We start from the raw sequence: 23,127 nt of genomic DNA, 5'->3' as shown, positions 1-23,127 counted from the left end.
TAGTTCTTGTTACGTTTGAGGATGAGGCAGCGTCGCGCCCAGCAGGCTGTAGGCGAATTCGTCCATCGTTTTCTGCGACAGGTCGGTATTGTTGAGGATGATGACGGTGTCTTCGCCATCAAGGCGGTGGCCCAGCACGGAACGGTAGCCGGCGGTACGGCCGGTTTCCCAGGCGTAGGCATGGGGCTTGCCGTCCACCTCCAGTGTTTTGACGCGGCCGCCCAGCGTATAGCTTTCGCTCGGCACTTCGATGTGCGTCAACGCCTGTAGCGACTGCGGGCCCAGGAAGCCTTGATTGAAGACAGCATGGGCCGCGCGCAGCAGGTCGTCCGCCGTGCTGTAATAACCGCCCGAGGCGATCATGTAGGGCTTGTGTATGTCGAGCTTGCGGGCCGGCGGATTGATGGTGGCGTAGGCGAGGGCGGCGCCAGTTGCATCCGCGCGGGTCGCGTCCAGTTTCAGCGGGTCGAGCATCAGTTCGCGCATGGCTTGCTGGTAGGGCTTGCCGGTCGCCGCTTCAATGATGCCGATGACGATGTACCAGTTGGTCGCGGTGTAATCGAAGCGGCTGCCCGGCGGGAAGGCCAGATCGCCGGAGCTGAAGCGTTCTATGGCCTGGCGCGTGCTCAGGTCCTGGTCCAGCAGGGTGCGGTCGGCCTTCAGCGCGGGCATGAACTGGTTGGGGATGCCGCTGGTGTTGGACAGCAGGTGCCGCAGTGTGACCTTGTCCGCGCCATTGCCGCGATACCACGGCAGCAGCTTGCCGACCGCTGCATCCAGTTCCAGCTTGCCGCTTTCAATCAGCCGCAGGATCACGACGGACGTCAGCCACTTGGAGATGGAGCCGATTGCCAGCGGCGTCTCTACCTGCAGCGCCTTGCCGTCTTCGATATTGGCCATGCCGAAGGCTTGCGCGTACACCGGCTTGCCGCGTTTGGCCAGCATCACGACGCCGTAGAACGGCTGTGCCTTGGCAAAGGCTTCCGCCACGGGGGTGTTGGCAAGGGCGCTGGCGCTGAATAGCGTTGCCGCGCTGCCGGCCAGGAAGTGGCGGCGCGAGGTCATGGGTGTCCTTGCTGCGCGACTTCCGCCTGCAGGGTGATGTGATCGATGCCGTGCTTTTCCAGCAGCATGGCTTTGATGTTGTGGAGGATGCCGGGCCAGTGGGCGAGGTCGGTGATTTCGACGTGGCCGATCAGGGCGGGCTGGCCGGGTGACATGTCCCAGACGTGCAGGTCGTGTACCGAGCAGACGCCTTCCACTTGTTCGAGGTCGGCGCCCACTTTCAGATAATCGATTTGCTCGGGCACGCCGCCCATCAGGAAGTGGTAGGACTCGCGCAGCACGCCGATGGTGGACTTCAGGATTAGCAGCGCGACGAACACGGACAGCAGCGGGTCGATTTGCACCCAGCCGGTGTAGTAGATGACGCCGCCCGCCACCAGCGCGGCGACGGAGCCCAGCAGGTCGCCCAGCACGTTGACCAGCGCGGCGCGGGTATTCATATTGCTGTCGCCGCGCGACAGCATCCACGCCAGCACCAGATTGATAAGCAGGCCCAGCGCGGCCACCACGAATACCATCCCGCCTTGCACCGGCTCCGGATGCGAGAAGCGGCTGATGGCTTCATAGGTAATCCAGCCGACCAGCACCAATAGCACCAGGCTGTTCACGAACGCCGCCAGCGCCTCGGCGCGGCCGAAACCGAACGAGTGGCGCGCCGAAGGAGGGCGCTTGGCAATCAGTTGCGCCAGCAGGGCCAGTCCCAGCGCCGCAGCGTCGGTAACCATGTGGCCGGCGTCGGAGATCAGCGCCAGCGAGTTGGACATGAAGCCGGTCACCACTTCCACCACCGCAAAGCCCAGCGTCAGCGCCAGCGACCACGCCAGCACGGACTGGCTGCGCTGCACGGTGTAGTGCTGGTAGTGGGCATCACCGTCGCGGTGCTCGTGCAGATGGGCGGAAGGGGAGGTGTCGGCGTGCATGGGCTTCTTATTGGATGGGAATATCGACAGTTTAATGTAAGCCGGAAACGCCTGCTTTGCAGTTCTCATAGGAGAAATTGAAATGTTTCATTTGATTACCCTTGTTTTTCTTCCGATCGCTCTCTATAATGCTGGTCTTCGGGCGGTTAGTTCAGCTGGTTAGAATACTTGGTCGACATCCAAGGGGTCGGGGATTCGAATTCCTCACCGCCCACCAGAATTCGTAGTATTTTAGGAAATACTTAGTAAAATAGAGAAGGTCAACGGGCGGTTAGTTCAGCTGGTTAGAATACTTGGTCGACATCCAAGGGGTCGGGGATTCGAATTCCTCACCGCCCACCAGAACACATGTAAGAGCGAGAAAGGCAATCACGGTTATGACACCGCGAACTACTACCAAGCTTTGGGAGTGACGCTAGTCAACGGGATTCTTTTGCTTGAAAAAAGAGAAAACGCGGCTAGCCCGCGTTTTTTTTCGTCCAAATTTTTATCACCCTTTTAATCACCGGAGATCACAATGATTTCAGTTCGCCTTCCCGACGGTTCCGCACGCGAATTTGACGGTCCAGTCACCGTTGCGCAAGTTGCGTCGAGCATCGCCACCAGCCTCGGCAAGGCCGCGCTGGCCGGTAAAGTCGACGGCAAAGTGGTGGATACCTCTTACCTGATCGATAAAAACGTCGACCTGGCCATCGTGACCGACAAGGATCCGGAAGGTCTGGACGTGATCCGTCACTCGACCGCCCACTTGCTGGCCTACGCCGTGAAAGAGCTGTTCCCGGATGCGCAGGTCACCATCGGCCCGGTGATTGAAAACGGCTTTTACTACGACTTCTCGTACAAGCGCCCGTTCACCCCGGACGATCTGGTCGCCATCGAAAAGAAAATGGCTGAGCTGGCGAAAAAAGACGAGCCAGTCACCCGCAAAGTGCTGCCGCGCGACGAAGCTGTGGCCTACTTCAAGTCGATCGGCGAAGCCTACAAGGCCGAGATCATTGAATCGATCCCTGCGGATCAAGACGTCTCGCTGTACAGCGAAGGCAACTTCACCGACCTGTGCCGTGGCCCGCACGTGCCATCGACCGGCAAGCTGAAAGTGTTCAAACTGATGAAGCTGGCTGGCGCCTACTGGCGCGGCGACAGCAAGAACGAAATGCTGCAGCGTGTGTACGGCACCGCCTGGGCCAAGAAGGAAGATCAAGAGCAGTACCTGTTCCAATTGGAAGAGGCGGAAAAACGCGACCACCGCAAGCTGGGCAAGCAGCTGGACTTCTTCCACTTCCAGGACGAGGCGCCGGGCCTGGTGTTCTGGCATCCGAAAGGCTGGACCATCTGGCAGCAAGTTGAGCAATACATGCGCAACAAATACCAGGTCAACGGCTATCAGGAAGTCAAAGCGCCGCAGATCCTGGACGCCAGCCTGTGGGGCAAGACCGGTCACTGGGACAACTACCGCGAAAACATGTTCGTGACCGAGTCGGAAAACCGCTCGTACGCGCTGAAGCCGATGAACTGCCCGGGCCACGTGCAGATCTTCAACAGCAATATGCGTTCGTACCGCGACCTGCCGCTGCGCTACGGCGAGTTCGGCCAGTGCCACCGCAACGAGCCTTCGGGCGCGCTGCATGGCATCATGCGCGTGCGCGGCTTTACCCAGGATGATGGCCACATCTTCTGCACCCACGAGCAGATCCAGCCCGAAGTCGTGGCTTTCCACACGCAAGCGATGGAAGTGTATTCGGACTTCCACTTCCACAATATCGAAGTGAAGCTGGCGCTGCGCCCGGATAACCGCATCGGTTCCGACGCCATCTGGGACGAGGCCGAAGAAGCGCTGCGCGCCGGCCTGCGTGCCTGCGGCGTGACCTGGACCGAGCTGCCGGGCGAGGGCGCGTTCTACGGTCCGAAGATCGAGTACCACCTGAAGGATTCGCTGGGCCGCCCTTGGCAGGTCGGCACCATGCAGGTCGACTTCTTCATGCCGGAGCGCCTGGGCGCCGAGTACGTGGCCGCTGACAACAGCCGCCAGGTGCCTGTGATGCTGCACCGTGCGATCGTCGGCTCGATGGAGCGCTTCATCGGCATCCTGATCGAGAACTATGCGGGCGCGCTGCCGGCATGGCTGGCGCCGGTGCAGGTGTCGGTGCTGAACATCTCGGACGCGCAGGCCGAATACGTGCAGCAAGTGGCTGAAAAGCTGCGCCGCTGCGGGTTCCGCGTACAGACCGATTTGCGCAACGAGAAAATAAACTATAAAATACGTGAACATTCCGTCCAAAAACTGCCGTACATCCTCGTGGTGGGCGACAAGGAACGGGATGCCAACACCGTCGCCGTGCGGGCACGGGGCAATGTCGATCTGGGCGTCATGTCCATCGATGCCCTGATAGAGCGACTGCAACAAGACGTCGCCACCAAGGCCTAAGCGCACTGGCATTCATTAGATTTTAAAAGGAATCACCATAGCTACTGACAAGTCGCATCGCATCAATGGCGAAATCACTGCCCCTGAAATGCGTTTAAGTGGGGTCGATAACGAGCCTCTCGGTATCGTGAGTTTGGCCGAAGCCTTCCGCCTGGCGGAAGCGGCAGACGTCGACCTGGTCGAGATCGCGCCTACCGCGGTCCCGCCGGTCTGCCGTCTGATGGACTACGGCAAGTTCAAGTATTCGGAGCAGAAGAAGGCTCACGAAGCGAAATTGAAGCAGAAAGTCATCTCCGTGAAGGAAGTCAAATTCCGTCCGGGCACCGATGATGGCGACTACAATATCAAGCTGCGTAACCTCATCAAGTTCCTGGAAGACGGTGACAAGACCAAGATCACCCTGCGCTTCCGTGGCCGCGAGATGGCGCACCAGGATATTGGCTTCCGTATGCTGGAACGTCTGAAAGCCGACCTGGAGCCGCATGGCCAGGTCGAGCAGTTCCCGAAAATGGAAGGCCGCCAGATGATCATGGTACTGGCGCCGAAGAAGAAAAAGTAAGCTTGTCATTAGGGTAAGCAAAAAAAGGGCGCGCGAGTGCCCTTTTTTCATTTTCCTGCGCTATAATGTTCGGCTGTAGTAAATGTAGTGGACTCGCATCCGCTGCACAAACAAGTGAGAGCAGGCATCTAAGAGCGACGTAGTGTTGCCACCTGTAATCCTGTTTAATAGGAGCTGTCCGAGAGGGCAGAATATCTATGCCAAAAATGAAAACCAAGAGCTCGGCGAAAAAACGTTTTCGCGTGCGTCCAGGTGGTACCGTTAAATCGGGTATGGCTTTCAAACGCCACATCCTGACCAAGAAGACGACGAAGAACAAGCGTCAACTGCGCGGCACCCGTAACATCGATGCGACCGACGTCCAGCGCGTCTACGCAATGATGCCATCCGCTTAATCTCACACTCAATTAAGGAGCTAATATGCCTCGAGTAAAACGTGGGGTTACTGCGCGTGCCCGTCATAAAAAAGTACTGAATCTTGCCAAAGGCTACCGCGGTCGTCGTAGCAAGGTATACCGTATTGCCAAGCAAGCAGTTATGCGCGCTGGCCAGTACGCATACCGTGACCGTCGTAACAAGAAGCGCGTCTTCCGCCGCCTGTGGATCGCTCGTATCAACGCTGCTTCCCGTGAGCACGGCGTTACCTACAGCGCATTCATGAACGGTCTGAAGAAAGCTTCGATCGAACTGGACCGTAAAGTCCTGGCCGATATGGCTGTTATGGACAAGCCAGCGTTCGCTGCGATTGTCAACGTCGTTAAAGCTAAAATCGCTGCTTAATTTTTAAGCGCGGATTTACGCCAAAGAACGGGGCAAGGGTCAAACCTGTGCCCCGTTTTTGATTCAAGGATAAGAAAAACGCATGGACTCCCTGGAACAACTCGTCGCCTCAGCAGTGCAGGATTTCGACGCGGCCAAAGACGACGCCGCCGCACTGGAAAACGCTAAAGCTAAATATCTGGGCAAGACCGGCCAGATTACCGAATTGATGAAGGGCCTGGGCAAGCTCGACCCGGACGCCAAGAAGGCGCAGGGCGCGCTGATCAACGCCGCCAAGCAGCAGATCGAAGCCGCGCTGACCGCGCGCCGTGATGCGCTGGCCGAGGCGCAGCTGCAAGCCCGTTTGAACGCCGAGGCGATTGACGTCTCGCTGCCTGGCCGCGGCCGCGCCGGCGGCGGCATCCATCCGGTGATGCGTACCTGGGAGCGGGTGGAAGCGATCTTCCGCTCGATCGGTTTCGACGTGGCCGACGGCCCGGAAATCGAAACCGACTGGACCAACTTTACCGCGCTGAACAGCCCGGAAAACCATCCTGCGCGTTCGATGCAGGACACCTTCTACATCGAAGGCAACGACACCCAGGGCAAGCCGCTGCTGCTGCGCACCCACACCTCGCCGATGCAGGTGCGCTATGCGCGCAACAACCAGCCGCCGATCAAGGTGATCGCGCCGGGCCGCACCTACCGCGTCGACAGCGACGCCACCCACTCGCCGATGTTCCACCAGGTGGAAGGCCTGTGGATCGCCGAAAACATCAGCTTTGCTGACCTCAAGGGCGTGTACCTGAACTTCGTCAAGGCCTTCTTCGAGACCGACGATCTGCAAGTGCGCTTCCGTCCGTCGTACTTCCCGTTTACCGAACCGTCGGCCGAGATCGACATCGCGTTTGGCAGCGGTCCGCTGAAAGGCCGCTGGCTGGAAGTGTCCGGCTCGGGCCAGGTGCACCCGTCGGTGGTGCGCAATTTCGGCCTGGACCCGGAGAAGTACATTGGTTTCGCGTTCGGCTCCGGCCTCGAGCGCCTGACCATGCTGCGCTACGGGATCAACGACCTGCGCCTGTTCTACGAAGGCGACCTGCGTTTCCTGAAGCAGTTCAACTGATACGACGGCCCAAACCCGTCATTCCGGCGAAGGCCGGAATCCATGCTGCGTTTGCTGTACTGCGAATGGGTTATGGATCCCGGCCTGCGCCGGGATGACGGAGCTAAAGATAACTAAAGGTTTGATTATGCAATTCTCCGAAAACTGGCTCCGTACTATGGTCGATCCGAAGATGACTTCGGACGAACTGGCCCATCTGTTGACGATGTCCGGCCTGGAAGTGGAAGAAGTGGAACCTGTCGCGCCGCCGTTCTCCAACGTGGTCGTGGGCCACGTGCGCGAAATGGCCAAGCACCCGAACGCCGACCGCCTCAACGTCTGCCAGGTGGACGTGGGCACCGGCACCTTGCTCAACATCGTCTGCGGCGCGCCAAACGTGCGCCCGGGCCTGAAAGTCGTCTGCGCAATGGCGGGCGCCGTGCTGCCGCCGGGCGCCGATGGCAAGCCGTTTGAAATCAAGGTGGGCCAGTTGCGCGGCGTCGAGTCGCAAGGCATGCTGTGCTCGGCCAAGGAACTGAAATTGTCGGAAGAGGGCAGCGGCCTGCTGGAACTGCCGGACGACGCGCCGGTCGGCCAGAACTTCCGCGACTACTACGCGCTCAACGACCTCAAGTTCACCATCAAGCTGACCCCGAACAAGGCGGACTGCCTGTCGGTGCTGGGCGTGGCGCGTGAAGTGTCGGCCCTGACCGGCGTGACGCTGCAAGCGCCGACTTTCCGTCCGGTGGCCGTCAACAGCGCGGAAAAACTGCCGGTGAAAATCTCGGCGCCGGACCTGTGTGGCCGCTTCTCGGGCCGCGTGATCCGCAACCTGAACGCCAAAGCCGCGACGCCGGACTGGATGAAGCAGCGCCTCGAGCGCAGCGGCCAGCGCTCGGTGTCGGCGCTGGTGGACATCTCCAACTATGTGATGCTGGAACTGGGCCGTCCGACCCACGTATTCGACCTGGCCAAGATCCACGGCGGCCTCGACGTGCGCTGGGGCCGCAAGGGCGAATCGCTCAAGCTGCTGAACGGTAACACCATCGAGATCGATGAGTGGGTTGGCGTGATCGCCGACGAGAAGGAAATCGAATCGCTGGCCGGCATCATGGGGGGCGACGCCACCGCCGTGTCGCTGGACACCGAATCGATCTACCTGGAAGCTGCATTCTGGTGGCCGAACGCGATTCAGGGCCGCGCCCGCAAGTACAACTTCTCGACCGACGCGGCGCACCGCTTCGAGCGTGGCGTGGACTACGCCACCACCGTCGAGCACATCGAGCGCATCACCGCGCTGCTGATCGAAATCTGCGGCACCCCGACCACGCAAGTGGGCCCGGTGGACGACCAGATCGTCAACGTGCCGAAGCGCGAGCCGGTCAAGATGCGCACCGCGCGCGCGCAGAAAGTGATCGGCGTGGCGCTGGACGATAAAGTCATCGCCGACATCTTCACCCGCCTGGCGCTGCCGTTCTCGTTGGCGGATGGCGTGTTCAGCGTAACCGCGCCATCGTACCGCTTCGACATTGAAATCGAAGAAGACCTGATCGAAGAAGTGGCCCGTGTCTACGGCTTCGAGAACATCCCGACCGTGGCGCCGGTGGCTGCCAACACCATGATCATCGCGCCGGAAAACACCCGCTCGCTGTTCGCGGTGCGCCACCAGCTGGCCGACCTCGGCTACCAGGAAGTGGTCAACATGAGCTTCGTGGAAGCCGCATGGGAGCAGGACTTCGGCGGCAACGCCAACCCGATCAAGTTGCAAAACCCGATCGCCAGCCAGCTGAGCGTGATGCGTTCGACCCTGGTCGGCAGCCTGGTGGCCAATGTGCGCTACAACCTGAACCGCAAGGTCAGCCGCGTGCGCGCGTTTGAAATCGGCGCCATCTATCAGCGCGACGACAGCGTGGCCGACGGCCCGCTGACCGTGGCCGGCTATCACCAGCCGAAGCGCGTGGCCGGCATCGCCTACGGCGGCGCGGCGGACGAGCAGTGGGGCCTGGATAACCGTGCGGTCGACTTCTTCGACGTCAAGGCCGACCTGGAGCACCTGTTCGCGCCGCTGCAGCTGCGTTTCGTGAAAGCGGAACACCCGGCGCTGCACCCAGGCCGCTCGGCCCACGTGTTGCTCGACGGTAAAGTCATCGGCTTCATCGGCGAGCTGCACCCGCGCTGGCTGCAGAAATACGAGCTGCCTAACGCCCCGGTGGTGTTTGAAGTCGAGGCGATTGCCTTGCAGCAACGACCTGTGCCAAAATATGACGAGATTTCCAAGTTCCCGGGCGCCACCCGCGACCTGGCTGTGGTGGTCAAGCAGGGCGTGCCGGCGCAGGATCTGCTGGATGCATTTAATGCTGCTGTGCAAGCAATCCCACAGGGCAAGATTGTGCAAGCCATTGTTTTGTTTGATGAATATCGTGGAAAAGGGTTGGAGGCAGACGAAAAATCGCTTGCTTTCCGCTTTAGCTTGCAAGATACTCAAAACACGCTGCAAGACGATGTGGTGGAAGCCGTGATGGCTGCCGCCGGCGACGCTGCCAAAGCCCAGCACGGCGCGCGCCTGCGTACCTGAAACGCATATTGTTGATTCATCGGGAGTCCGGCCTGTGCCGGACTTGTTCATTTTTACTATAAGGCAGGGCTGGAAAATTAATAATAACGACGTTGATTCCGCCGTACTCCAATCCGCATTGGCTGCCGACTTGCACCGGGCCATGCAGGTTGCCAAAGTGCGCCAGGATGCGGAAAAAGACTTGCCCACGCTGACCAAGGCTGAGCTGGCCGAACTGTTGTTCGAGCAAGTCGGCCTGAACAAGCGCGAGGCCAAGGACATGGTCGAGACCTTCTTTGACGAGATCCGCAATGCGCTCGAGCGCGGCGAGGCGGTCAAGCTGTCCGGCTTCGGCAACTTCCAGCTGCGCGACAAGCCGCAGCGCCCGGGCCGCAACCCGAAGACTGGCGAGGAAATCCCGATCACGGCGCGCCGCGTCGTGACCTTCCACGCCAGCCAGAAACTCAAGGGCATGGTGGAAGAGAGCAATCCATCGATGGCGCGCGCCGCCTGAACGGGAGCTAAGCTGCAATGAACGATCGTCTCGCCAAGTCCGAACTGGTCGTCCTGCCGCCGATTCCGGCCAAGCGCTACTTCACCATCGGCGAAGTGAGCGAGCTGTGCGGCGTGAAGCCGCACGTGCTGCGCTACTGGGAGCAGGAATTCACCCAGCTCAAGCCGGTCAAGCGCCGCGGCAACCGCCGCTATTATCAGCACCATGAAGTGCTGCTGATCCGCCGCATCCGCGAACTGCTGTACGAGCAGGGCTTCACCATCAGCGGCGCCCGCAACAAGCTCGATAACCGGGGCTATGACAGCAGCGCCGAGCCCGAAAGCGCCCTCAATGGCGCGCCGCCGGACCTGCCGCCGCCGTTGGACCGCGAGTATATCCGCGCTGAACTGCTGTCCATCCTGGCATTGCTCAAGCAAGACTGAAACACCGCGCGCACTGCTGACGCAAGGCGTGGCTGGCGGTTTGATTGCTGCTATACTTTCAATATTATTCGATTATCAGCGGCGGGGCCTGGGCACGACGAGAGGAAACAATGATACGCGTTGCCATTTGTGACGATCACCAAATTGTAAGAGCAGGCTTTAAACAGATTTTTTCGTCTTCGGACGACTTTGACGTGGTGGCGGAAGCCGGTACCGGGCGCGAAGCGCTGGATATCGCCCGCCGCGAAATTTGCGATGTGCTGCTGCTCGACATCGCCATGCCCGACCAGAGCGGGATCGATACCTTGCGCACCATCCGCCAGGGGCAGCCGGACCTGCCGGTGCTGATCCTGTCCGGCTATCCGGCGCAGCAGTACGCGCTCAACCTGTTCAAGATGGGCGCCAACGGCTACCTCAACAAGGAATGCGAGGCCGATGAATTGATCACGGCCGTGCGCACCGTGTACCAGGGCCGCCGCTACGTCAGCTCCACCGTGGGCGAACTGCTGGCGCAAAGCTTCGACCGCGACCCGAACACCGCGCTGCACACCGAGCTGTCGGACCGCGAGTTCCAGGTATTCCTGCGCCTGGCGCGCGGCGCCACCGTGTCGGACATCGGCGTGGCGCTGTCGCTCAGCATCAAAACCGTCAGCACCTACCGCACCCGCATCATGGAAAAGATGGGCATGCAGTCGAATTCCGACCTGACCTATTACGCCATGAAAAACAATCTTTTGGATTAGCCCACACTGTTGGGGGGCGCACAGACGCACTGAATTTTCTTCCAGTCTATAATTTGGTGTTCACACTGGGAAGGAAATGGATGTATTTCACCGTCGAAACAGCGCCACACCACCGCCTGCCGCTGTACAAGACCGTCTTGTGCGTGACATGCGCGTTGCTGCTGATCGTCAACGGCTTCAGCCTGTTTCAGAATTTGCAAGCACTGCGCGGCGCCCAAGTCCTGCTGAGCCAGACTGCGCGCGTGGCCGATCGCCTGCAATACCTGAATGTGCTGGTGCTCGATGCCGAGAGCAGCATGCGCAGCTATTTCCTGTCCGACCGCGACGCCTATCTCGGTCCCACCCGCACCGCGCTGGCCGACAGCGAGAACGAATTCAAGGAATTGGAAAAACTGCTGGCCGATAATCCGTCGCAGTTGAAGAACCTGGCCCAGCTGCACACGCTGGTGCGCCGCCGCCTGACCATCATGAGCCAGGCGATTGACGTTTATCGCGACGGCGGCCTGCAGGAAATCGTCAAGATCGCCAAGCTCAGCGATGATCGCGCCAGCATGGACGAGATCCGCCTGCTGGTGGTGATCATGGAGCAGGAGCAGAATGAAACGCTGAACGCGCGCAGTGCGGCCTTCTACCAGGAGTACCAGAAGGCGGTGCTGCTCGGCGTCGGCATCAATGTGCTGGCCATCATCGTGCTGATCATGTTCTACCAGCTGGTGCGGCGCAGCTTTGCGCACCGCGCGGCGGTCGAGCATGCGCTGCAATCGGCCAACGAGAATCTGGAATCGACCGTGCAGCAGCGTACCGAGCAGCTATCGGTGCTGTCGCGCCACCTGATCAGCATCAGCGAGGAGGAAAAGGTGCGGCTGTCGCGCGAGCTGCACGACGAGCTGGGCGCCAACCTGACCTCGATCAGCATGGATATCGCCGCCGTCACCCAGCAACTGCGCCATACCCATCCGGAACTGGCCGAGCAGCTCAGGCGCGCGCGCGGCACGCTGGTCGAAACGGTGGAGATGAAGCGCCGCATTGTCGAGAATCTGCGCCCGAGCTTGCTGGACAATCTCGGCCTGTGCGCCGCCATCGAAAGTTATTGCGAGGAATTCAGCCGCCTGTCGCAGGTGCGCTGCGATTGCAATGTGGCGGCCGATATCGAAAGCGCTACCCGTCACTCGGGCGATCTGTCGATCGCCTTGTTCCGCATCGTGCAGGAATCGCTGACCAATATCCGCAAGTACGCCAAGGCCAGCCGCGTGACCGTGACCTTGGACCGCAATGGCGAAGGGTTGATGCTGCGCGTGATCGACGACGGCATCGGCATTGCGTCCGACACCATCATCAAGCCGATGTCGCACGGCCTGCTGGGCATGCGCGAGCGCGCCTTGCTGCTGGGCGGGACGCTGAATATCCGCCGGGGGCGCAACGATACCGGCACCTGCATTGAAGTGGCGATCCCGCTGCGCGGCTTGGGGGCCGTGGTGCAGCCGGTGGTGGAGCGCCGGGTGGAACTGCCGCCGGCCATCTCGGAAGTGATCAGCAGCGCGCTACATCCAGTCGCAGCCGATCAAACTCCGACTTCGCCACCTTATAGCACTCACCCGCATACGCCTCCAAGCTTGAGCGATCAAGCACAGTGATGTTGCCGCGGCGGTAGGTGATCAGGCCGTCGTCCTGCAGCTTGCCGGCGGCGGCGGTGATGCTTTCGCGGCGCACGCCGAGCATGATGGAAATCATTTCCTGCGTTACTTTGAGCGAGTTCGATGGCGAGCGATCCAGGCGGTCCAGCAGCCAGCGGCACAGCTTTTGTTCGATCGAGCTATGGCGGCCGCCGACGGCGTTCTGCGCCATCTGCGCGAACAGCGCGGTGTTGTAGCGCATCAGCAGGGCCGGCAGGGCGCCGCCCTTGGCGAAGGCCTCGCGCAGGTGCTGGGCTTTCATGCGGTAGCCGTAGCCGGCTGCCTGCACCACGGCGCTGCACATGGCGCGCTCGCCTTCGAACAGCGAGACGCCGACCACGCCTTCATGGCCGACCACGGCGATCTCGGTGGTGGCGCCGTCTTCCATTACATACAGCAGCGAAACGATGGCGGAGGTCGGGAAGTGCACATATTCCATCGCAGCGCCGAATTCAAACAGTTCTTTGCCGAATGGCAGTTGCACCAGTTCCAGGTGCTCAAACAGGGATTCCAGGGCTTCGCGGGGCAGGGCGGCCAGCAATTCATTCTGCTGGGCGCCGCTCAGGGTGACGGGACGGGGTGCGATTTGCTTGTTCATGGTAATCCTCACAGCTAGTTACGTGTTGCCGTAACTTTATGAGGATTGTTAATTGCCGAACATAAGAGCAGGGGACGCACGAATGTAGGCTTGCACCATGCATGACTGTAGTCCTGGTCCTACACGCACCGGGGCCACTGTCTTTATCGGGAAGGCAGCGGCATAATGGCATAACTCCTGATGATGTGGCGCACGATTATGCACGTACTGGTGGTGGAAGATGATGCGGTGTTGGCGGACGGCCTGAGCCGGGTGCTGGGCAGCCACGGCATGGCCGTGGAGGTGGTCGGCAACGGCGCCCAGGCCGACCAGCTGTTGCAGCGCGCCGGCGCGACGGCCGCCGAGGTGGTGGTGCTCGACATCGGCCTGCCGGGCATGGATGGTTTCGAGGTGGTGCGCCGCCTGCGCGCGCGCGGCAACGCGGTGCCGGTGCTGCTGCTGACGGCGCGCGATGCGGTCGAGGACCGCGTGCGCGGGCTGGAGCAGGGCGCCGACGATTACCTGGTCAAGCCGTTTGCCACCGCCGAGCTGGTGGCGCGCGTGAAGGCGCTGGCGCGGCGCCACACTGCGCCGCAGGCCGCACTGGCGCTGGGACAGTTGTCGCTGGACCTGGCCGCCAAGCGGGCGCGCGTGGGCGACAAGGTGATCGAGCTGTCGGTGCGCGAATGGGCGGTGCTGGAATACCTGCTGCAACATGCGTCGCGCGTGGTGTCCAAGCAGCAGATCATCGACGCCATCCTGCCGTGGGGCGACGACATCACGCCCAACGCGGTGGAGGTCTACATCTCGCGCCTGCGGCTCAAGATTGCCGATGGCGGCGTTGCCATCCGCACCATACGCGGCTTTGGCTACATGCTGGAGCCGGGCGCATGAGCAGTGCGCATAGTATTCGCCTGCGCCTGGTGCGCTGGGTGATTCCGCCGGTGCTGCTGATGAACCTGGCCGCCGGCGCGCTGGCCTACATGCTGGCGCCGGCGCATCTGCGCGAAGCCGTGCTGCGCACGCTGGTGCTGGTGGAGATCGTGTTTGCGCTCGCTTGCGTGGCGCTGGTCTGGTTCTCGGTCAGCAATGGCTTGCAGCCGCTGAACCGCTTGCGCGCCGATCTCAACGCGCGCGGCGGCGACGACCTGGCGCCGATCGCTGCCGATGAAGTGCCGTACGAACTGGAGCCGGTGGTGTCGGCCTTCAACGGCTTGCTGGCCAAGGTGGGCGAGGGCGCGCAGGCGCGGCAAGACTTTCTTGCCAACGTGGCGCATCAGCTGCGCACGCCGCTGGCCGGCCTCAGGACCCAACTGGAATGGCTGAGCGCCCGCCACGCCGAGCCGGACACCGCGCAATCGCTGAGGCTGATGCTGTCCGCCACCGAGCGCATGATACGGCAGACCAACCAGCTGCTGTCGCTGGCGCGCGCCGAACCGCAGCATTTCGAAAAGACCCGGCTGGAAGCGCTGGCGCTGGACGCACTGGTGGCCGAGGCGGTGCAATCGTTCGTCGACCAGGCGGCGCTGAAGTCGATCGACATCGGCTTCGACCTGCAGCCGGCCACCATCACCGGCGACCGCTTCCTGCTGCGCGACCTGATCGACAACCTGATCGACAATGCCATCCGCTACACGCCGCCACACGGCGCAGTGACGGTGACGGTGCGGCCCGGCCTGCTGGTGGTGGAGGACAACGGCCCCGGCATCCCGCCTGCCAAGCGCGAGCTGGTGTTCAGCCGCTACGTACGGCTGGACGACAAGACCCACGGCAGCGGCCTTGGCCTGGCCATCGTGCGCGATATCGCGATTGTCCACGGCGCCAAACTGACCATTTCCGACCCGCCGGCAGGGCAAGGCGCATTGTTCACTGTGAAATTTAGTTAGATTTGTGCACCTGTCAGGGTTTTGTCAGGATTTCCTCAGGGAAATGACAGCCAGCCCGGTTACACTGCTTTTCATAAACTATGAGGAGCAGTCCATGAAACGCATCCAGCAAGGTTTTACCCTGATTGAGGTCATGATCACCGTGGCCATCGTCGGCATCTTGCTGGCCGTGGCGGTGCCGGCCTACAGCGATTACGTCACCCGCAGCCGCCTCAGCGAAGCCTTCACCGCGCTGGGCGGCGCGCAGCCGGCGGCGGAACAGTTCTGGGCCAACACCCGCAGCTACGACAAGTTTGACGCCTCGCCCAGCTTCCCAACGGCGGGTACCTACTTCACCTACTCGCTGAGCAACGCCACCGCCTCGACCTACACCATCACCGCCACCGGCACCGGCAAGATGGCCGGCTTCGTGTACACCATCAACGAAAGCGGCGGCCACGCCACCACCGCCAGCCCGACCGGCTGGGGCACCAGCGCCTCGTGCTGGGTAGACCACAAAGGTGGCACATGTTCCAACTGACCAGGCGCGGCGGCTTCACGCTGATCGAACTGATGGTGACCATCACCGTGTTCGGCATCATGCTCGCCATCGGCATCCCCAACGCCAGCAACTGGCTGCTGACCAACCGCGCGCGCGGCGCCAGCGAGTTCTATGCCGATGGCTTCAGCCTGGCGCGCCGCCAGGCGGTGTCGCACAATTCGTTCAGCCGCATTTCGCTCACGCCCAACACCAGCACCGGCCAGATGGACTGGCAGGTCGACATCTGCTTCGTCGGCACCAACAACGCGTGCGCGCCGGATGACGCTGCGTGGTCGACCACCACCACCGCGTCGGCCAACGATCCGCAGGGCGCGGCCGGCTTCAAATCGGTGTTCCGCTCGGCCGATTCGCTGCCGTCATCCGAGGTGCTGGCGCCGACCACGCTGCCGGCGGGCGCCTCGCAGGTGGTCTACACCGCTACCGGCTGGGTCGATACCACCTTCGCCGATCGCCTGACCCAGCTGCGCCTGGACCCGGGCAGCAAGTATGCGCATGAAGTGCCGGTGGTGGCGCTGGCCATCACGCTGGCCGGCATGGCGACCAAGTGCGATCCGACGCTGGCCACCGGCGACAACCGGGCCTGTCCGCCATGAAAACCATCCCATCCCGCCGCCGCCAGGGCGGTATCGCGCTGCTGGAAGCAATGGTGGCCATCGTCATACTCGGCATTGGCCTGCTGGGCACGGTGGGCTTGCAGGCGCGCGCCTATTCGGCCTTGTCGGACGCCGGCGCCCGCGCCGAAGCCACGCTGGCGGCCGAAAAGCTGATCGGCATTATCAATGCCGACGTGCCGAATATCGCGCAGTACAACCTGGCCGAGACCGGCACGCCGAACACCAACCTGGCGGCCTGGGCCCTCGAAACGCGCCAGAATATTCCGGGCGCCATCCTGTTCGTGCAGGTGCAGGACCAGGCGGCGCAGAACCGCTATATGGTCGACATTTCGATCCGCTGGCAACGCAAGGCCAAGAGCGAGACCAACCGCCACCGTGTCATTTCCTATATCGCGCGCTGACATGAATACGCCTATCCAACGCCGCACGGGCGGCTTCTCGCTGGTGGAGCTGATGGTCAGCGTGGTGATCGGCCTGCTGGCGCTGCTGTTCGCCACGCGGCTGGTGATCAGCGGCGAGGCCAACAAGGATGCCGCCGTCGGCGGTTCCGACTCGATGCAGAACGGCATGCTGGCCATGTTCTCGCTCAGCAGCGACGCCGGCACTGCCGGCTGGGGCCTGAACGACCGCACCGTGGCCGGCTGCGACACCACCTTCAGCGACCAGCGCGGCTACCAGCTGCTGGGCGCCAAGCGCGGCGGCGTCGACATCACGCCGCTGGCCGCCGTGGTGATCCAGTCCAACGGCAGCGCGCCCGATGTGATCTCGTTCAACAGCGGCAATTCGAATGCCGGCGTCGGCTCGCTCAAGATGATGGCCAACTACGGCGGCCAGAATTTCCTGACGGGGCCGCAGACCCAGGCCTACGGCTACAACAGCGGCGACGTGCTGGTGGTGGCGGCGCAGGCGATGGACCGGCCGTGCACCATCGTGCAGACCGCCGGCTTCAATATCGCCGGCGGACGCCCCGCCGACCTGCTGCTGGGAAGCGGCACGGCCTACCGCTACAACCCGGCGGCCAGCATGGTGCAGTCCTACGTCACCAGCGTGACCTTTGTCTACAACCTGGGCCGGCCGGACTTGTTGCACTTCCATACCTGGTCGGTGCGGAACGGCGTGCTGATGTTGCGTGCCACTGACCTGGCCGGCTCTGAGCAGAACGGCGCCTCGGTGGCCGACAACATCGTGTCGATCAAGGCGCAATACGGCTTCGACAACCGCGTGCTGCCGAACTACGATCCCAACCCGGCCGGCAACGGCACCCAGGCGGTGGTCACTTCCACCGGCATGCAGACCACGGTGTGGAGCCCGACCATGATCGACGCCGACAGCGACGGCGTCAACGGCGGCCCCGGCGACTACCAGCGCATTTCGGCGGTGCGCATCGCGGTGGTGGCGCGCAGCAAGACCATCGAGAAGCCGGACCGGAGCGGCCAGTGCAGCGCCACCACCGGCCCGTTCACCGTGTTCGGCAATGCCGTGCCGTTGGGCGTGGCGGCGGTGCCGATGACGGTCAATCTGGCCGTGGCCGGCGACCCGGTCAGCTGGAAGTGCTATCGCTACCGCGTGTTCGAGACCATTGTGCCCATCCTTAACTCCCAGTTCCGGCCATGAGACAGCTCAGCTCCCAGCGTTTCCAGCGCGGCATATCGCTGCCGATCATGCTCATCATGCTGGCGGTGATGATGGTCAGCAGCATCTACCTGCTCAAGTCCAGCACCTCGAGCGCGCTGACCACGGCCAACCTGGCGTATGAAGCGGCGCTGACCAAGGCGGCCGACGCCGGCCTGCACGCCGGCTTCACCTATCTGCGCACGGTGCCCAACAAAAACCTGCTGCTGACCAACCAGGCGGCAGCCGGCTATGTGGCGACCCTGCCGCCGACCTGGACCGTCAGCAATCCCAACTTCTGGCTCGGCGCGATCACCATGCCGGTCGACACGGACGGCAACCAGGTGCAGTACGTGATTCATCGCATGTGCAACTTGCCGCTGCCCTACGACGACCAGGCCAACCGCTGCCAGACCACTGCGCCGCGCTACGGCGACACCGGCCCGCGCGCACTGGGCGAAACGCTGAAGATCGACGCTTCCAACCTGGCCGTCGCGGCCCAGATCCACTACGTGGTGACGGCGCGCGTGTTCGGCCCGCGCGGCGGCAATGTGGTGACGCAGGCCGTCATCATGAAAGGCCCTTGAGGAATCATCATGAAGAAGCTACTTTCCCTGCTGGCGTTGTTGATCGCCATGCCTGTCGCTGCCGTTGCCGCGCCGACCCAGATCGCGCAAGTGCCGCTGCTGAACATCACCGGCACCGGCACCGTCAAGCCCAACCTGATGCTGCTGTTCGATAACTCCGGCTCGATGGACCAGACCTACACGCCGGACTATGTCAACGACAACCTGTGCCGCAGCAACGTCTCGCTGGCGGCCGGCATCATGGCCTGCAACGTCGGCCATCCGCCGTTCATGAGCCCGGACTTCAACAAGCAGTACTACAACCCGGCCATCCACTACCAGGTGCCGATCAAGTCGGACGGCACCTACTATCCCGAGCAGACCGCCGCCAACACCAGCAACTGGACCGTGGTCAGCAACGACGGCTTCGGCGCGCGCAAGGCCGACCTGTTCGGCAGCACCGGCAGCGCCAATATCAACCTGGTGAGCGGCTTCCCGGACCTGAAGTGGTGCACCACCAGCAGCAGCGGCGTGTGCCAGTTCAACACCTCGACCTACAGCTACCCGGACGCCACCTACAAGTCGCCGATCGACATCACCACCGGGCCGTACTACTACACCATCGGCGTCGGCCAGTACTGCACCGACGACACCATGAAGACCTGCAAGTCGACCTCGATCGGCGCGACCGCGCCGGCCGGCTATCCGGTGCCGGTCAAGGTGCGCTGGTGCAGCGACAAGCTGTTGACCGCCTGCCAGGGCAAGCGCGTCGGGGCCTTCATTTACCCGAGCTACTCGGCGCCGGCCGGCGCGATTGCCTCGTACGGCACCATCGCCATCGGCGCCTCGTCGACCGCCACCTCGCTCAACATCACCAATATCGCGATTGCCGAATCGGGCGGCAGCGTCAACATCACCAGCGGCACCATGAGCGCCAGCACCGGCACCAACACCGCCCTCAAGCAGCAGACGATGGCCAGCACGGTGGCGGCCAACATCATCGCGCGCAGCACTACCAACCAGTACTATGCCTGCGTGAAAACGCCGACCGGCCAGCCGAGCGTGCCGGCCTGCAGCGTGTTCGGCATCACGCTGTCGGCGGAAAACGTGGTGGCGGTGGTGCCGGTCACCTGCACCGGCGCCAAGAACCTGAGCAACTGCGTGACCGTGACCGACAACTCGCGCGCCGGCTGGGGCTTTACCGTCACCGCCAACTCGGTGCGCGTGGCGCCTGCCTATGTCACCTTCAGCGGCACCACCGCCAACGCCGGCACCCCGGCGATGGGCGCCACCAGCTACAACGCCACCAGTCTGTTCGCCAGCATGGCGATCGGGCGCACCCAGACGGCGGCCCAGGTGGCGGCCTTGTTCATCGCCAAAATCGGCACCAGCGGCACCTACAAGGCCTATGCCGGCAACAACGCCGCCTGCGTCAACGCTTTGCCGAGCAACAGCGTGTGCGTGGTCGACAGCGGCTCGAGCGCCAACACCGGCGCGCTGACTATCGGCGCCGTCAGCAACGCCGGCACCCTGGTCAGCACCACGGCGGCGGCGGCGATGGATACCATCCCGACCACCACGGCCGCCTTGTCGGCCGGTTCCGGCGCGCCGAATCCGTTTGTGCGGGTGAACATCGTCAGCGGCCAGACCTACCCGAAATCGGCCGACCGCATTGACTGCGCCGGCGCCACTTGCAGCTACGCGGAGGAAATGACCAACTTCGCCAACTGGTATGTGTACTACAAGAGCCGCCTGCAAATGATGAAGACCTCGGTGGGCATCGCCTTCTCGCCGATTACCGCCAACTACAAGGTGGGCTATGTCAAGCTGTCCAACGCCGGCGCCGGCAGCGCGATCGACTTGAAACCGGCCGACTTCACCGGCAGCGCGCGCTCGACCTGGTACACCACGCTGTACAACACCACCACCTCGGGCTCGACCCCGATCCGCACCGCGATGGACAACGTCGGCCGCATGTTCGCCAACCTGACGCCGTACAACTACGCGGCCGGGCAGGAGGTGGTGCAGTACCCGTGCCAGCCGAACTTCATGATCCTGACCACCGACGGCTACTGGAACGGCAGCTCGACCGCCAATGTGGTCAACAACGACAACACGGAAAGCGCGGCGCGCTTCTGCAGCATTTCCTCCGGCTGCGTGGACGCGCGTGCGCAAACCCAGCCGTCGATCGCCGACGTCGCGCTGCACTGGTACAACGGTGGTTCCAGCACCAGCACGGTGTCGCTGCGGCCGGCGCTGGAGCCGGACATGACCAAGCCCGGCTCGGTGCCCGCCGCCAACGGCGAGAACACCCATTTGCACATGAATACCTACACGCTGGGCCTGGGCGTGGACGGCGTGATGACGTATGAAGCCAACTACGACACCGCGCCCAAGCCCGGCGGCGATTTCTACAACCTGATCACGCAGGCGCCGACCGGCTGCCCGTGGAACGGCGGCGGCGCCTATGTGTGGCCGGACCCGGACACCACCAACACCGCCAGCACGGTGCAGGAGCGCGTCGACGACTTGTGGCATGCGGCCATCAATGGTCACGGCAAATACTTCAGCGCCCAGGATCCGAAGGACGTGGTGGCCGGCCTGCGCGAAGCGCTGTCGAACATGCAGGTGCGCACCGGCGCGGCGGCAGCGGCGGCCACTTCGACGCCGAACATCACGCTGACCGACAACGATATCTTCTCGGCCACCTTCACCACGGTGCGCTGGTACGGCGAACTGACCGACCGCAAGATCGACACCACCACCGGCGATGTGATCAAGACGCCAACCTGGAGCACCAGCACCACGGTCGGCAAGGCTATCGCCACCCGCAAGATCAAGATGATGCAGGCCAACCAGTCGCCCAACACCGACCCGGTCGACTTCACCTTCACCAATATGGATACCGCCACCCAGGGCTGGTTCGCCAACAAGTGCAGCATCCTGGCGCAGTGCACGCTGCTGTCGGCGTCCGACAAGGCCATCGTCAACAGCGGCACGAATATGGTCAACTGGCTGCGCGGGGTGCAGGACTACGCCGACGACAACCTGTTCCGCGCCTACAGCACCGCCACCGACGCGGCCGGCGCCACGGTGCCGATCGTGATCGGCGACATCGCCTCGTCCAAGCCGGCCTATCTGCGCGAGCCGCATAACAACTATCCGGACAGCGCCTACACCGACTACAAGAACGCCAAGGCCAGTCGCCCCGGCACGGTGTTCGTGGCGGCCAACGACGGCATGCTGCACGCCTTCGACGGCGCCACCGGCAACGAGCGCTGGGCCTATGTGCCGCGCATCGTGATGAGCAAGCTGGCGGCGCTGGCCAGCACCACCTACGGCACCAACCACCAGTTCACCGCCGACGGCTCGCCGGAAGTGGCGGACGTAAAGATCAACGGCGCCTGGACCACCATGCTGGTCGGCGGTCTCAATGCCGGCGGCCGTGGCTACTACGCGCTGGACGTGTCGAACCCCGATGCGCCCAAGGTGATGTGGGAAATCTGCGCCGACGCGGCGGTGTGCCCGCAGAACCGCGTGCCCGAGCTGGGCGAGCTGGGACTGAGCTTCGGCAATCCGCAGTTCGGCATCTGGCAGGACAAGTGGGTAGTGTTCCTGACCTCCGGCTACAACAATATTCCCGGCACCGACGGCGTCGCTACCGGCAGCGGCGTGGGCATGCTGTTCATCATCGACGCCGCCACCGGCAGGGTGCTGAAGACTGCCAGCACCGGCTCCGGCAACACCACCACGCCGTCCGGCCTGGCCAAGATCACCGCCATCAGCAGCGACCCGCTGGCCGACGCCAAGGTGACCTACATCTACGGCGGCGACAACCAGGGCCAGATGTGGCGCTTCGACCTGACCGCCACCACCGACGCGGTTTCGGTGGTGAAGATGGGCGACGCCGGCACCACCAAGCCGATCACCACGCGCCCCGATGTGACGCTGTGCGGCGTGCCGACCACCACCACCGACGCCAGCGGCTTGAGCACCACCAAGACGGTCGCCACCCGCGTGGTGCTGTTCGGCACCGGCCGTTTGCTGGACGTGCCCGACACCACCAACACCGACGTGCAGACGCTGTTCGCGCTGAAGGACAGCGGCACCGCGCTGGGGACCATTCCGACCTCCAGCCTGGTGCAGCAAACCCTGAGCGTTTCGGGCTCGACCAGCAACTCGGTGACCTATGCGGTCACCAACAATCCGGTCGACCTGTCGGTCAAGAATGGCTGGTACTTCAACTGGAACCTGAACGCGGGCGAGCGCATGAACCTGGATCCGCAGATTGTCAGCGGGGTGGTGAACGTGGTCACCAACGTGCCGTCGTCGTCGTCGGCCTGCTCGGTGGGCGGCACCAGCAATCTGTACCAGGTGGACGTGTGCACCGGGCAGGGCGTGAATGGCGACCCGGCCGGCGCCACGCTGTCCAACACCTCGGCGGCGGTCGGTTTCATCATCGTGCGCCTGCCGAGCGGGCAGCTGAAGCTGATTACCACCTTCGCCGACGGCAGCAACGCCACCAGCCGCACCAAGGAGCTGGACACGGCCGAGGCGCACCGGGTCGGATGGCGTCGTATTAAAGGGGAATAGCGG

The 23,127-nt window shown here is 62.8% G+C and carries 21 protein-coding genes and 2 tRNA genes; 20 read left to right on the top strand and 3 right to left on the bottom strand.

Annotated elements, in window-relative coordinates:
- Window positions 1–9 precede the first annotated feature (9 nt).
- Window positions 10–1,065, bottom strand: coding sequence for a serine hydrolase domain-containing protein (locus BMZ70_RS07430; RefSeq protein ID WP_092271784.1), 1,056 nt, complete (start codon window positions 1,063–1,065; stop codon window positions 10–12).
- Window positions 1,062–1,985, bottom strand: coding sequence for a cation diffusion facilitator family transporter (locus BMZ70_RS07425; protein ID WP_092271781.1), 924 nt, complete (start codon window positions 1,983–1,985; stop codon window positions 1,062–1,064). Before BMZ70_RS07425 ends, BMZ70_RS07430 begins: the two co-directional genes overlap by 4 nt.
- Window positions 1,986–2,125: 140 nt before the next feature.
- Between BMZ70_RS07425 and BMZ70_RS07420 the strand changes: the two genes are divergently transcribed.
- The 12 genes from BMZ70_RS07420 to BMZ70_RS07365 all read left to right on the top strand — a co-directional run bounded on the left by BMZ70_RS07420 (window position 2,126) and on the right by BMZ70_RS07365 (window position 12,697).
- Window positions 2,126–2,202 (top strand) — tRNA-Val (locus BMZ70_RS07420).
- Window positions 2,203–2,250: 48 nt separating this feature from the next.
- A tRNA-Val gene (locus BMZ70_RS07415) sits at window positions 2,251–2,327 on the top strand.
- A gap of 175 nt (window positions 2,328–2,502) precedes the next feature.
- The gene (thrS, locus tag BMZ70_RS07410) at window positions 2,503–4,410 is read left to right on the top strand and encodes a threonine--tRNA ligase (protein ID WP_092271778.1); all 1,908 of its coding nucleotides are present in this window, start codon (window positions 2,503–2,505) and stop codon (window positions 4,408–4,410) included.
- Window positions 4,411–4,429: 19 nt separating this feature from the next.
- Window positions 4,430–4,969, top strand: coding sequence for a translation initiation factor IF-3 (gene infC / locus BMZ70_RS07405; protein ID WP_072784364.1), 540 nt, complete (start codon window positions 4,430–4,432; stop codon window positions 4,967–4,969).
- Window positions 4,970–5,166: 197 nt separating this feature from the next.
- The gene (gene rpmI, locus BMZ70_RS07400; RefSeq protein WP_056156036.1) at window positions 5,167–5,364 is read left to right on the top strand and encodes a 50S ribosomal protein L35; all 198 of its coding nucleotides are present in this window, start codon (window positions 5,167–5,169) and stop codon (window positions 5,362–5,364) included.
- A 25-nt stretch (window positions 5,365–5,389) separates the two neighbouring features.
- A complete protein-coding gene (rplT, locus tag BMZ70_RS07395) occupies window positions 5,390–5,749 on the top strand; it encodes a 50S ribosomal protein L20 (RefSeq protein WP_092271776.1) in 360 nt (119 codons plus the stop codon).
- An 82-nt stretch (window positions 5,750–5,831) separates the two neighbouring features.
- Complete coding sequence (pheS, locus tag BMZ70_RS07390) at window positions 5,832–6,851, top strand: phenylalanine--tRNA ligase subunit alpha (protein WP_092271773.1); 1,020 nt, start codon at window positions 5,832–5,834, stop codon at window positions 6,849–6,851.
- 127 nt (window positions 6,852–6,978) lie between these two features.
- The gene (pheT, locus tag BMZ70_RS07385) at window positions 6,979–9,405 is read left to right on the top strand and encodes a phenylalanine--tRNA ligase subunit beta (RefSeq protein ID WP_092271770.1); all 2,427 of its coding nucleotides are present in this window, start codon (window positions 6,979–6,981) and stop codon (window positions 9,403–9,405) included.
- Between the two features lie 142 nt (window positions 9,406–9,547).
- A complete protein-coding gene (locus BMZ70_RS07380) occupies window positions 9,548–9,898 on the top strand; it encodes an integration host factor subunit alpha (protein ID WP_092271767.1) in 351 nt (116 codons plus the stop codon).
- A 17-nt stretch (window positions 9,899–9,915) separates the two neighbouring features.
- Window positions 9,916–10,320 (top strand): MerR family transcriptional regulator, encoded by a 405-nt coding sequence (locus BMZ70_RS07375; RefSeq protein ID WP_092271763.1) that lies wholly within the window; start codon window positions 9,916–9,918, stop codon window positions 10,318–10,320.
- Window positions 10,321–10,430: 110 nt separating this feature from the next.
- Entirely contained in the window at window positions 10,431–11,063 is a 633-nt protein-coding gene (locus BMZ70_RS07370) for a response regulator (RefSeq protein WP_092271760.1), read from the top strand.
- A gap of 80 nt (window positions 11,064–11,143) precedes the next feature.
- Window positions 11,144–12,697, top strand: a complete 1,554-nt coding sequence (locus BMZ70_RS07365) for a CHASE3 domain-containing protein (RefSeq protein WP_092271757.1) — start codon at window positions 11,144–11,146, stop codon at window positions 12,695–12,697.
- Here BMZ70_RS07365 and BMZ70_RS07360 read toward each other — a convergent pair.
- Window positions 12,594–13,334 carry a Crp/Fnr family transcriptional regulator gene (locus BMZ70_RS07360; protein ID WP_092271754.1) on the bottom strand — a complete coding sequence of 247 codons (741 nt, stop codon included), beginning with the start codon at window positions 13,332–13,334 and terminating at the stop codon, window positions 12,594–12,596. The genes BMZ70_RS07365 and BMZ70_RS07360 overlap by 104 nt on opposite strands.
- A gap of 198 nt (window positions 13,335–13,532) precedes the next feature.
- On the opposite strand from BMZ70_RS07360, the gene BMZ70_RS07355 reads away from it, so the two are divergent.
- From BMZ70_RS07355 to BMZ70_RS07320, 8 genes are all read left to right on the top strand, one after another.
- A complete protein-coding gene (locus BMZ70_RS07355) occupies window positions 13,533–14,207 on the top strand; it encodes a response regulator transcription factor (protein ID WP_092277650.1) in 675 nt (224 codons plus the stop codon).
- Window positions 14,204–15,199, top strand: a complete 996-nt coding sequence (locus BMZ70_RS07350; protein ID WP_092271751.1) for a sensor histidine kinase — start codon at window positions 14,204–14,206, stop codon at window positions 15,197–15,199. Before BMZ70_RS07355 ends, BMZ70_RS07350 begins: the two co-directional genes overlap by 4 nt.
- Window positions 15,200–15,293: 94 nt before the next feature.
- The gene (locus BMZ70_RS07345) at window positions 15,294–15,719 is read left to right on the top strand and encodes a type IV pilin protein (RefSeq protein ID WP_092271748.1); all 426 of its coding nucleotides are present in this window, start codon (window positions 15,294–15,296) and stop codon (window positions 15,717–15,719) included.
- A complete protein-coding gene (locus BMZ70_RS07340) occupies window positions 15,707–16,333 on the top strand; it encodes a pilus assembly FimT family protein (RefSeq protein ID WP_092271745.1) in 627 nt (208 codons plus the stop codon). The genes BMZ70_RS07345 and BMZ70_RS07340 overlap by 13 nt, the downstream gene beginning before the upstream one ends.
- The gene (locus tag BMZ70_RS07335; protein ID WP_092271743.1) at window positions 16,330–16,755 is read left to right on the top strand and encodes a type IV pilus modification PilV family protein; all 426 of its coding nucleotides are present in this window, start codon (window positions 16,330–16,332) and stop codon (window positions 16,753–16,755) included. Before BMZ70_RS07340 ends, BMZ70_RS07335 begins: the two co-directional genes overlap by 4 nt.
- Window position 16,756: 1 nt before the next feature.
- Window positions 16,757–17,968 (top strand): PilW family protein, encoded by a 1,212-nt coding sequence (locus BMZ70_RS07330; protein WP_092271740.1) that lies wholly within the window; start codon window positions 16,757–16,759, stop codon window positions 17,966–17,968.
- Window positions 17,965–18,552, top strand: coding sequence for a pilus assembly PilX family protein (locus BMZ70_RS07325; RefSeq protein WP_092271737.1), 588 nt, complete (start codon window positions 17,965–17,967; stop codon window positions 18,550–18,552). Before BMZ70_RS07330 ends, BMZ70_RS07325 begins: the two co-directional genes overlap by 4 nt.
- Before the next feature lie 9 nt (window positions 18,553–18,561).
- Window positions 18,562–23,124: a PilC/PilY family type IV pilus protein gene (locus BMZ70_RS07320; RefSeq protein WP_092271734.1), complete on the top strand. Its 4,563-nt coding sequence runs from the start codon at window positions 18,562–18,564 to the stop codon at window positions 23,122–23,124.
- Window positions 23,125–23,127: the final 3 nt, after the last annotated feature.

Origin of the sequence: Duganella sp. CF402, assembly GCF_900109645.1 — a bacterium.
In the GTDB taxonomy this organism is placed as follows: domain Bacteria; phylum Pseudomonadota; class Gammaproteobacteria; order Burkholderiales; family Burkholderiaceae_D; genus Rugamonas.
Note: the sequence above shows the minus strand (reverse complement) of the source record. Positions and strands in the feature narration are given on the sequence as shown.

What these genes read in the sequence shown, in the direction of transcription:
- BMZ70_RS07430 (WP_092271784.1), bottom strand. Translation starts at nt 1,065, where the DNA reads ATGACCTCGCGCCGCCACTTCCTGGCCGGCAGCGCGGCAACGCTATTC.
- BMZ70_RS07425 (WP_092271781.1), bottom strand. Translation starts at nt 1,985, where the DNA reads ATGCACGCCGACACCTCCCCTTCCGCCCATCTGCACGAGCACCGCGAC.
- thrS (WP_092271778.1), top strand. Translation starts at nt 2,503, where the DNA reads ATGATTTCAGTTCGCCTTCCCGACGGTTCCGCACGCGAATTTGACGGT.
- rpmI (WP_056156036.1), top strand. Translation starts at nt 5,167, where the DNA reads ATGCCAAAAATGAAAACCAAGAGCTCGGCGAAAAAACGTTTTCGCGTG.
- rplT (WP_092271776.1), top strand. Translation starts at nt 5,390, where the DNA reads ATGCCTCGAGTAAAACGTGGGGTTACTGCGCGTGCCCGTCATAAAAAA.
- pheS (WP_092271773.1), top strand. Translation starts at nt 5,832, where the DNA reads ATGGACTCCCTGGAACAACTCGTCGCCTCAGCAGTGCAGGATTTCGAC.
- pheT (WP_092271770.1), top strand. Translation starts at nt 6,979, where the DNA reads ATGCAATTCTCCGAAAACTGGCTCCGTACTATGGTCGATCCGAAGATG.
- BMZ70_RS07380 (WP_092271767.1), top strand. Translation starts at nt 9,548, where the DNA reads ATGCAGGTTGCCAAAGTGCGCCAGGATGCGGAAAAAGACTTGCCCACG.
- BMZ70_RS07375 (WP_092271763.1), top strand. Translation starts at nt 9,916, where the DNA reads ATGAACGATCGTCTCGCCAAGTCCGAACTGGTCGTCCTGCCGCCGATT.
- BMZ70_RS07370 (WP_092271760.1), top strand. Translation starts at nt 10,431, where the DNA reads ATGATACGCGTTGCCATTTGTGACGATCACCAAATTGTAAGAGCAGGC.
- BMZ70_RS07365 (WP_092271757.1), top strand. Translation starts at nt 11,144, where the DNA reads ATGTATTTCACCGTCGAAACAGCGCCACACCACCGCCTGCCGCTGTAC.
- BMZ70_RS07360 (WP_092271754.1), bottom strand. Translation starts at nt 13,334, where the DNA reads ATGAACAAGCAAATCGCACCCCGTCCCGTCACCCTGAGCGGCGCCCAG.
- BMZ70_RS07355 (WP_092277650.1), top strand. Translation starts at nt 13,533, where the DNA reads ATGCACGTACTGGTGGTGGAAGATGATGCGGTGTTGGCGGACGGCCTG.
- BMZ70_RS07350 (WP_092271751.1), top strand. Translation starts at nt 14,204, where the DNA reads ATGAGCAGTGCGCATAGTATTCGCCTGCGCCTGGTGCGCTGGGTGATT.
- BMZ70_RS07345 (WP_092271748.1), top strand. Translation starts at nt 15,294, where the DNA reads ATGAAACGCATCCAGCAAGGTTTTACCCTGATTGAGGTCATGATCACC.
- BMZ70_RS07340 (WP_092271745.1), top strand. Translation starts at nt 15,707, where the DNA reads ATGTTCCAACTGACCAGGCGCGGCGGCTTCACGCTGATCGAACTGATG.
- BMZ70_RS07335 (WP_092271743.1), top strand. Translation starts at nt 16,330, where the DNA reads ATGAAAACCATCCCATCCCGCCGCCGCCAGGGCGGTATCGCGCTGCTG.
- BMZ70_RS07330 (WP_092271740.1), top strand. Translation starts at nt 16,757, where the DNA reads ATGAATACGCCTATCCAACGCCGCACGGGCGGCTTCTCGCTGGTGGAG.
- BMZ70_RS07325 (WP_092271737.1), top strand. Translation starts at nt 17,965, where the DNA reads ATGAGACAGCTCAGCTCCCAGCGTTTCCAGCGCGGCATATCGCTGCCG.
- BMZ70_RS07320 (WP_092271734.1), top strand. Translation starts at nt 18,562, where the DNA reads ATGAAGAAGCTACTTTCCCTGCTGGCGTTGTTGATCGCCATGCCTGTC.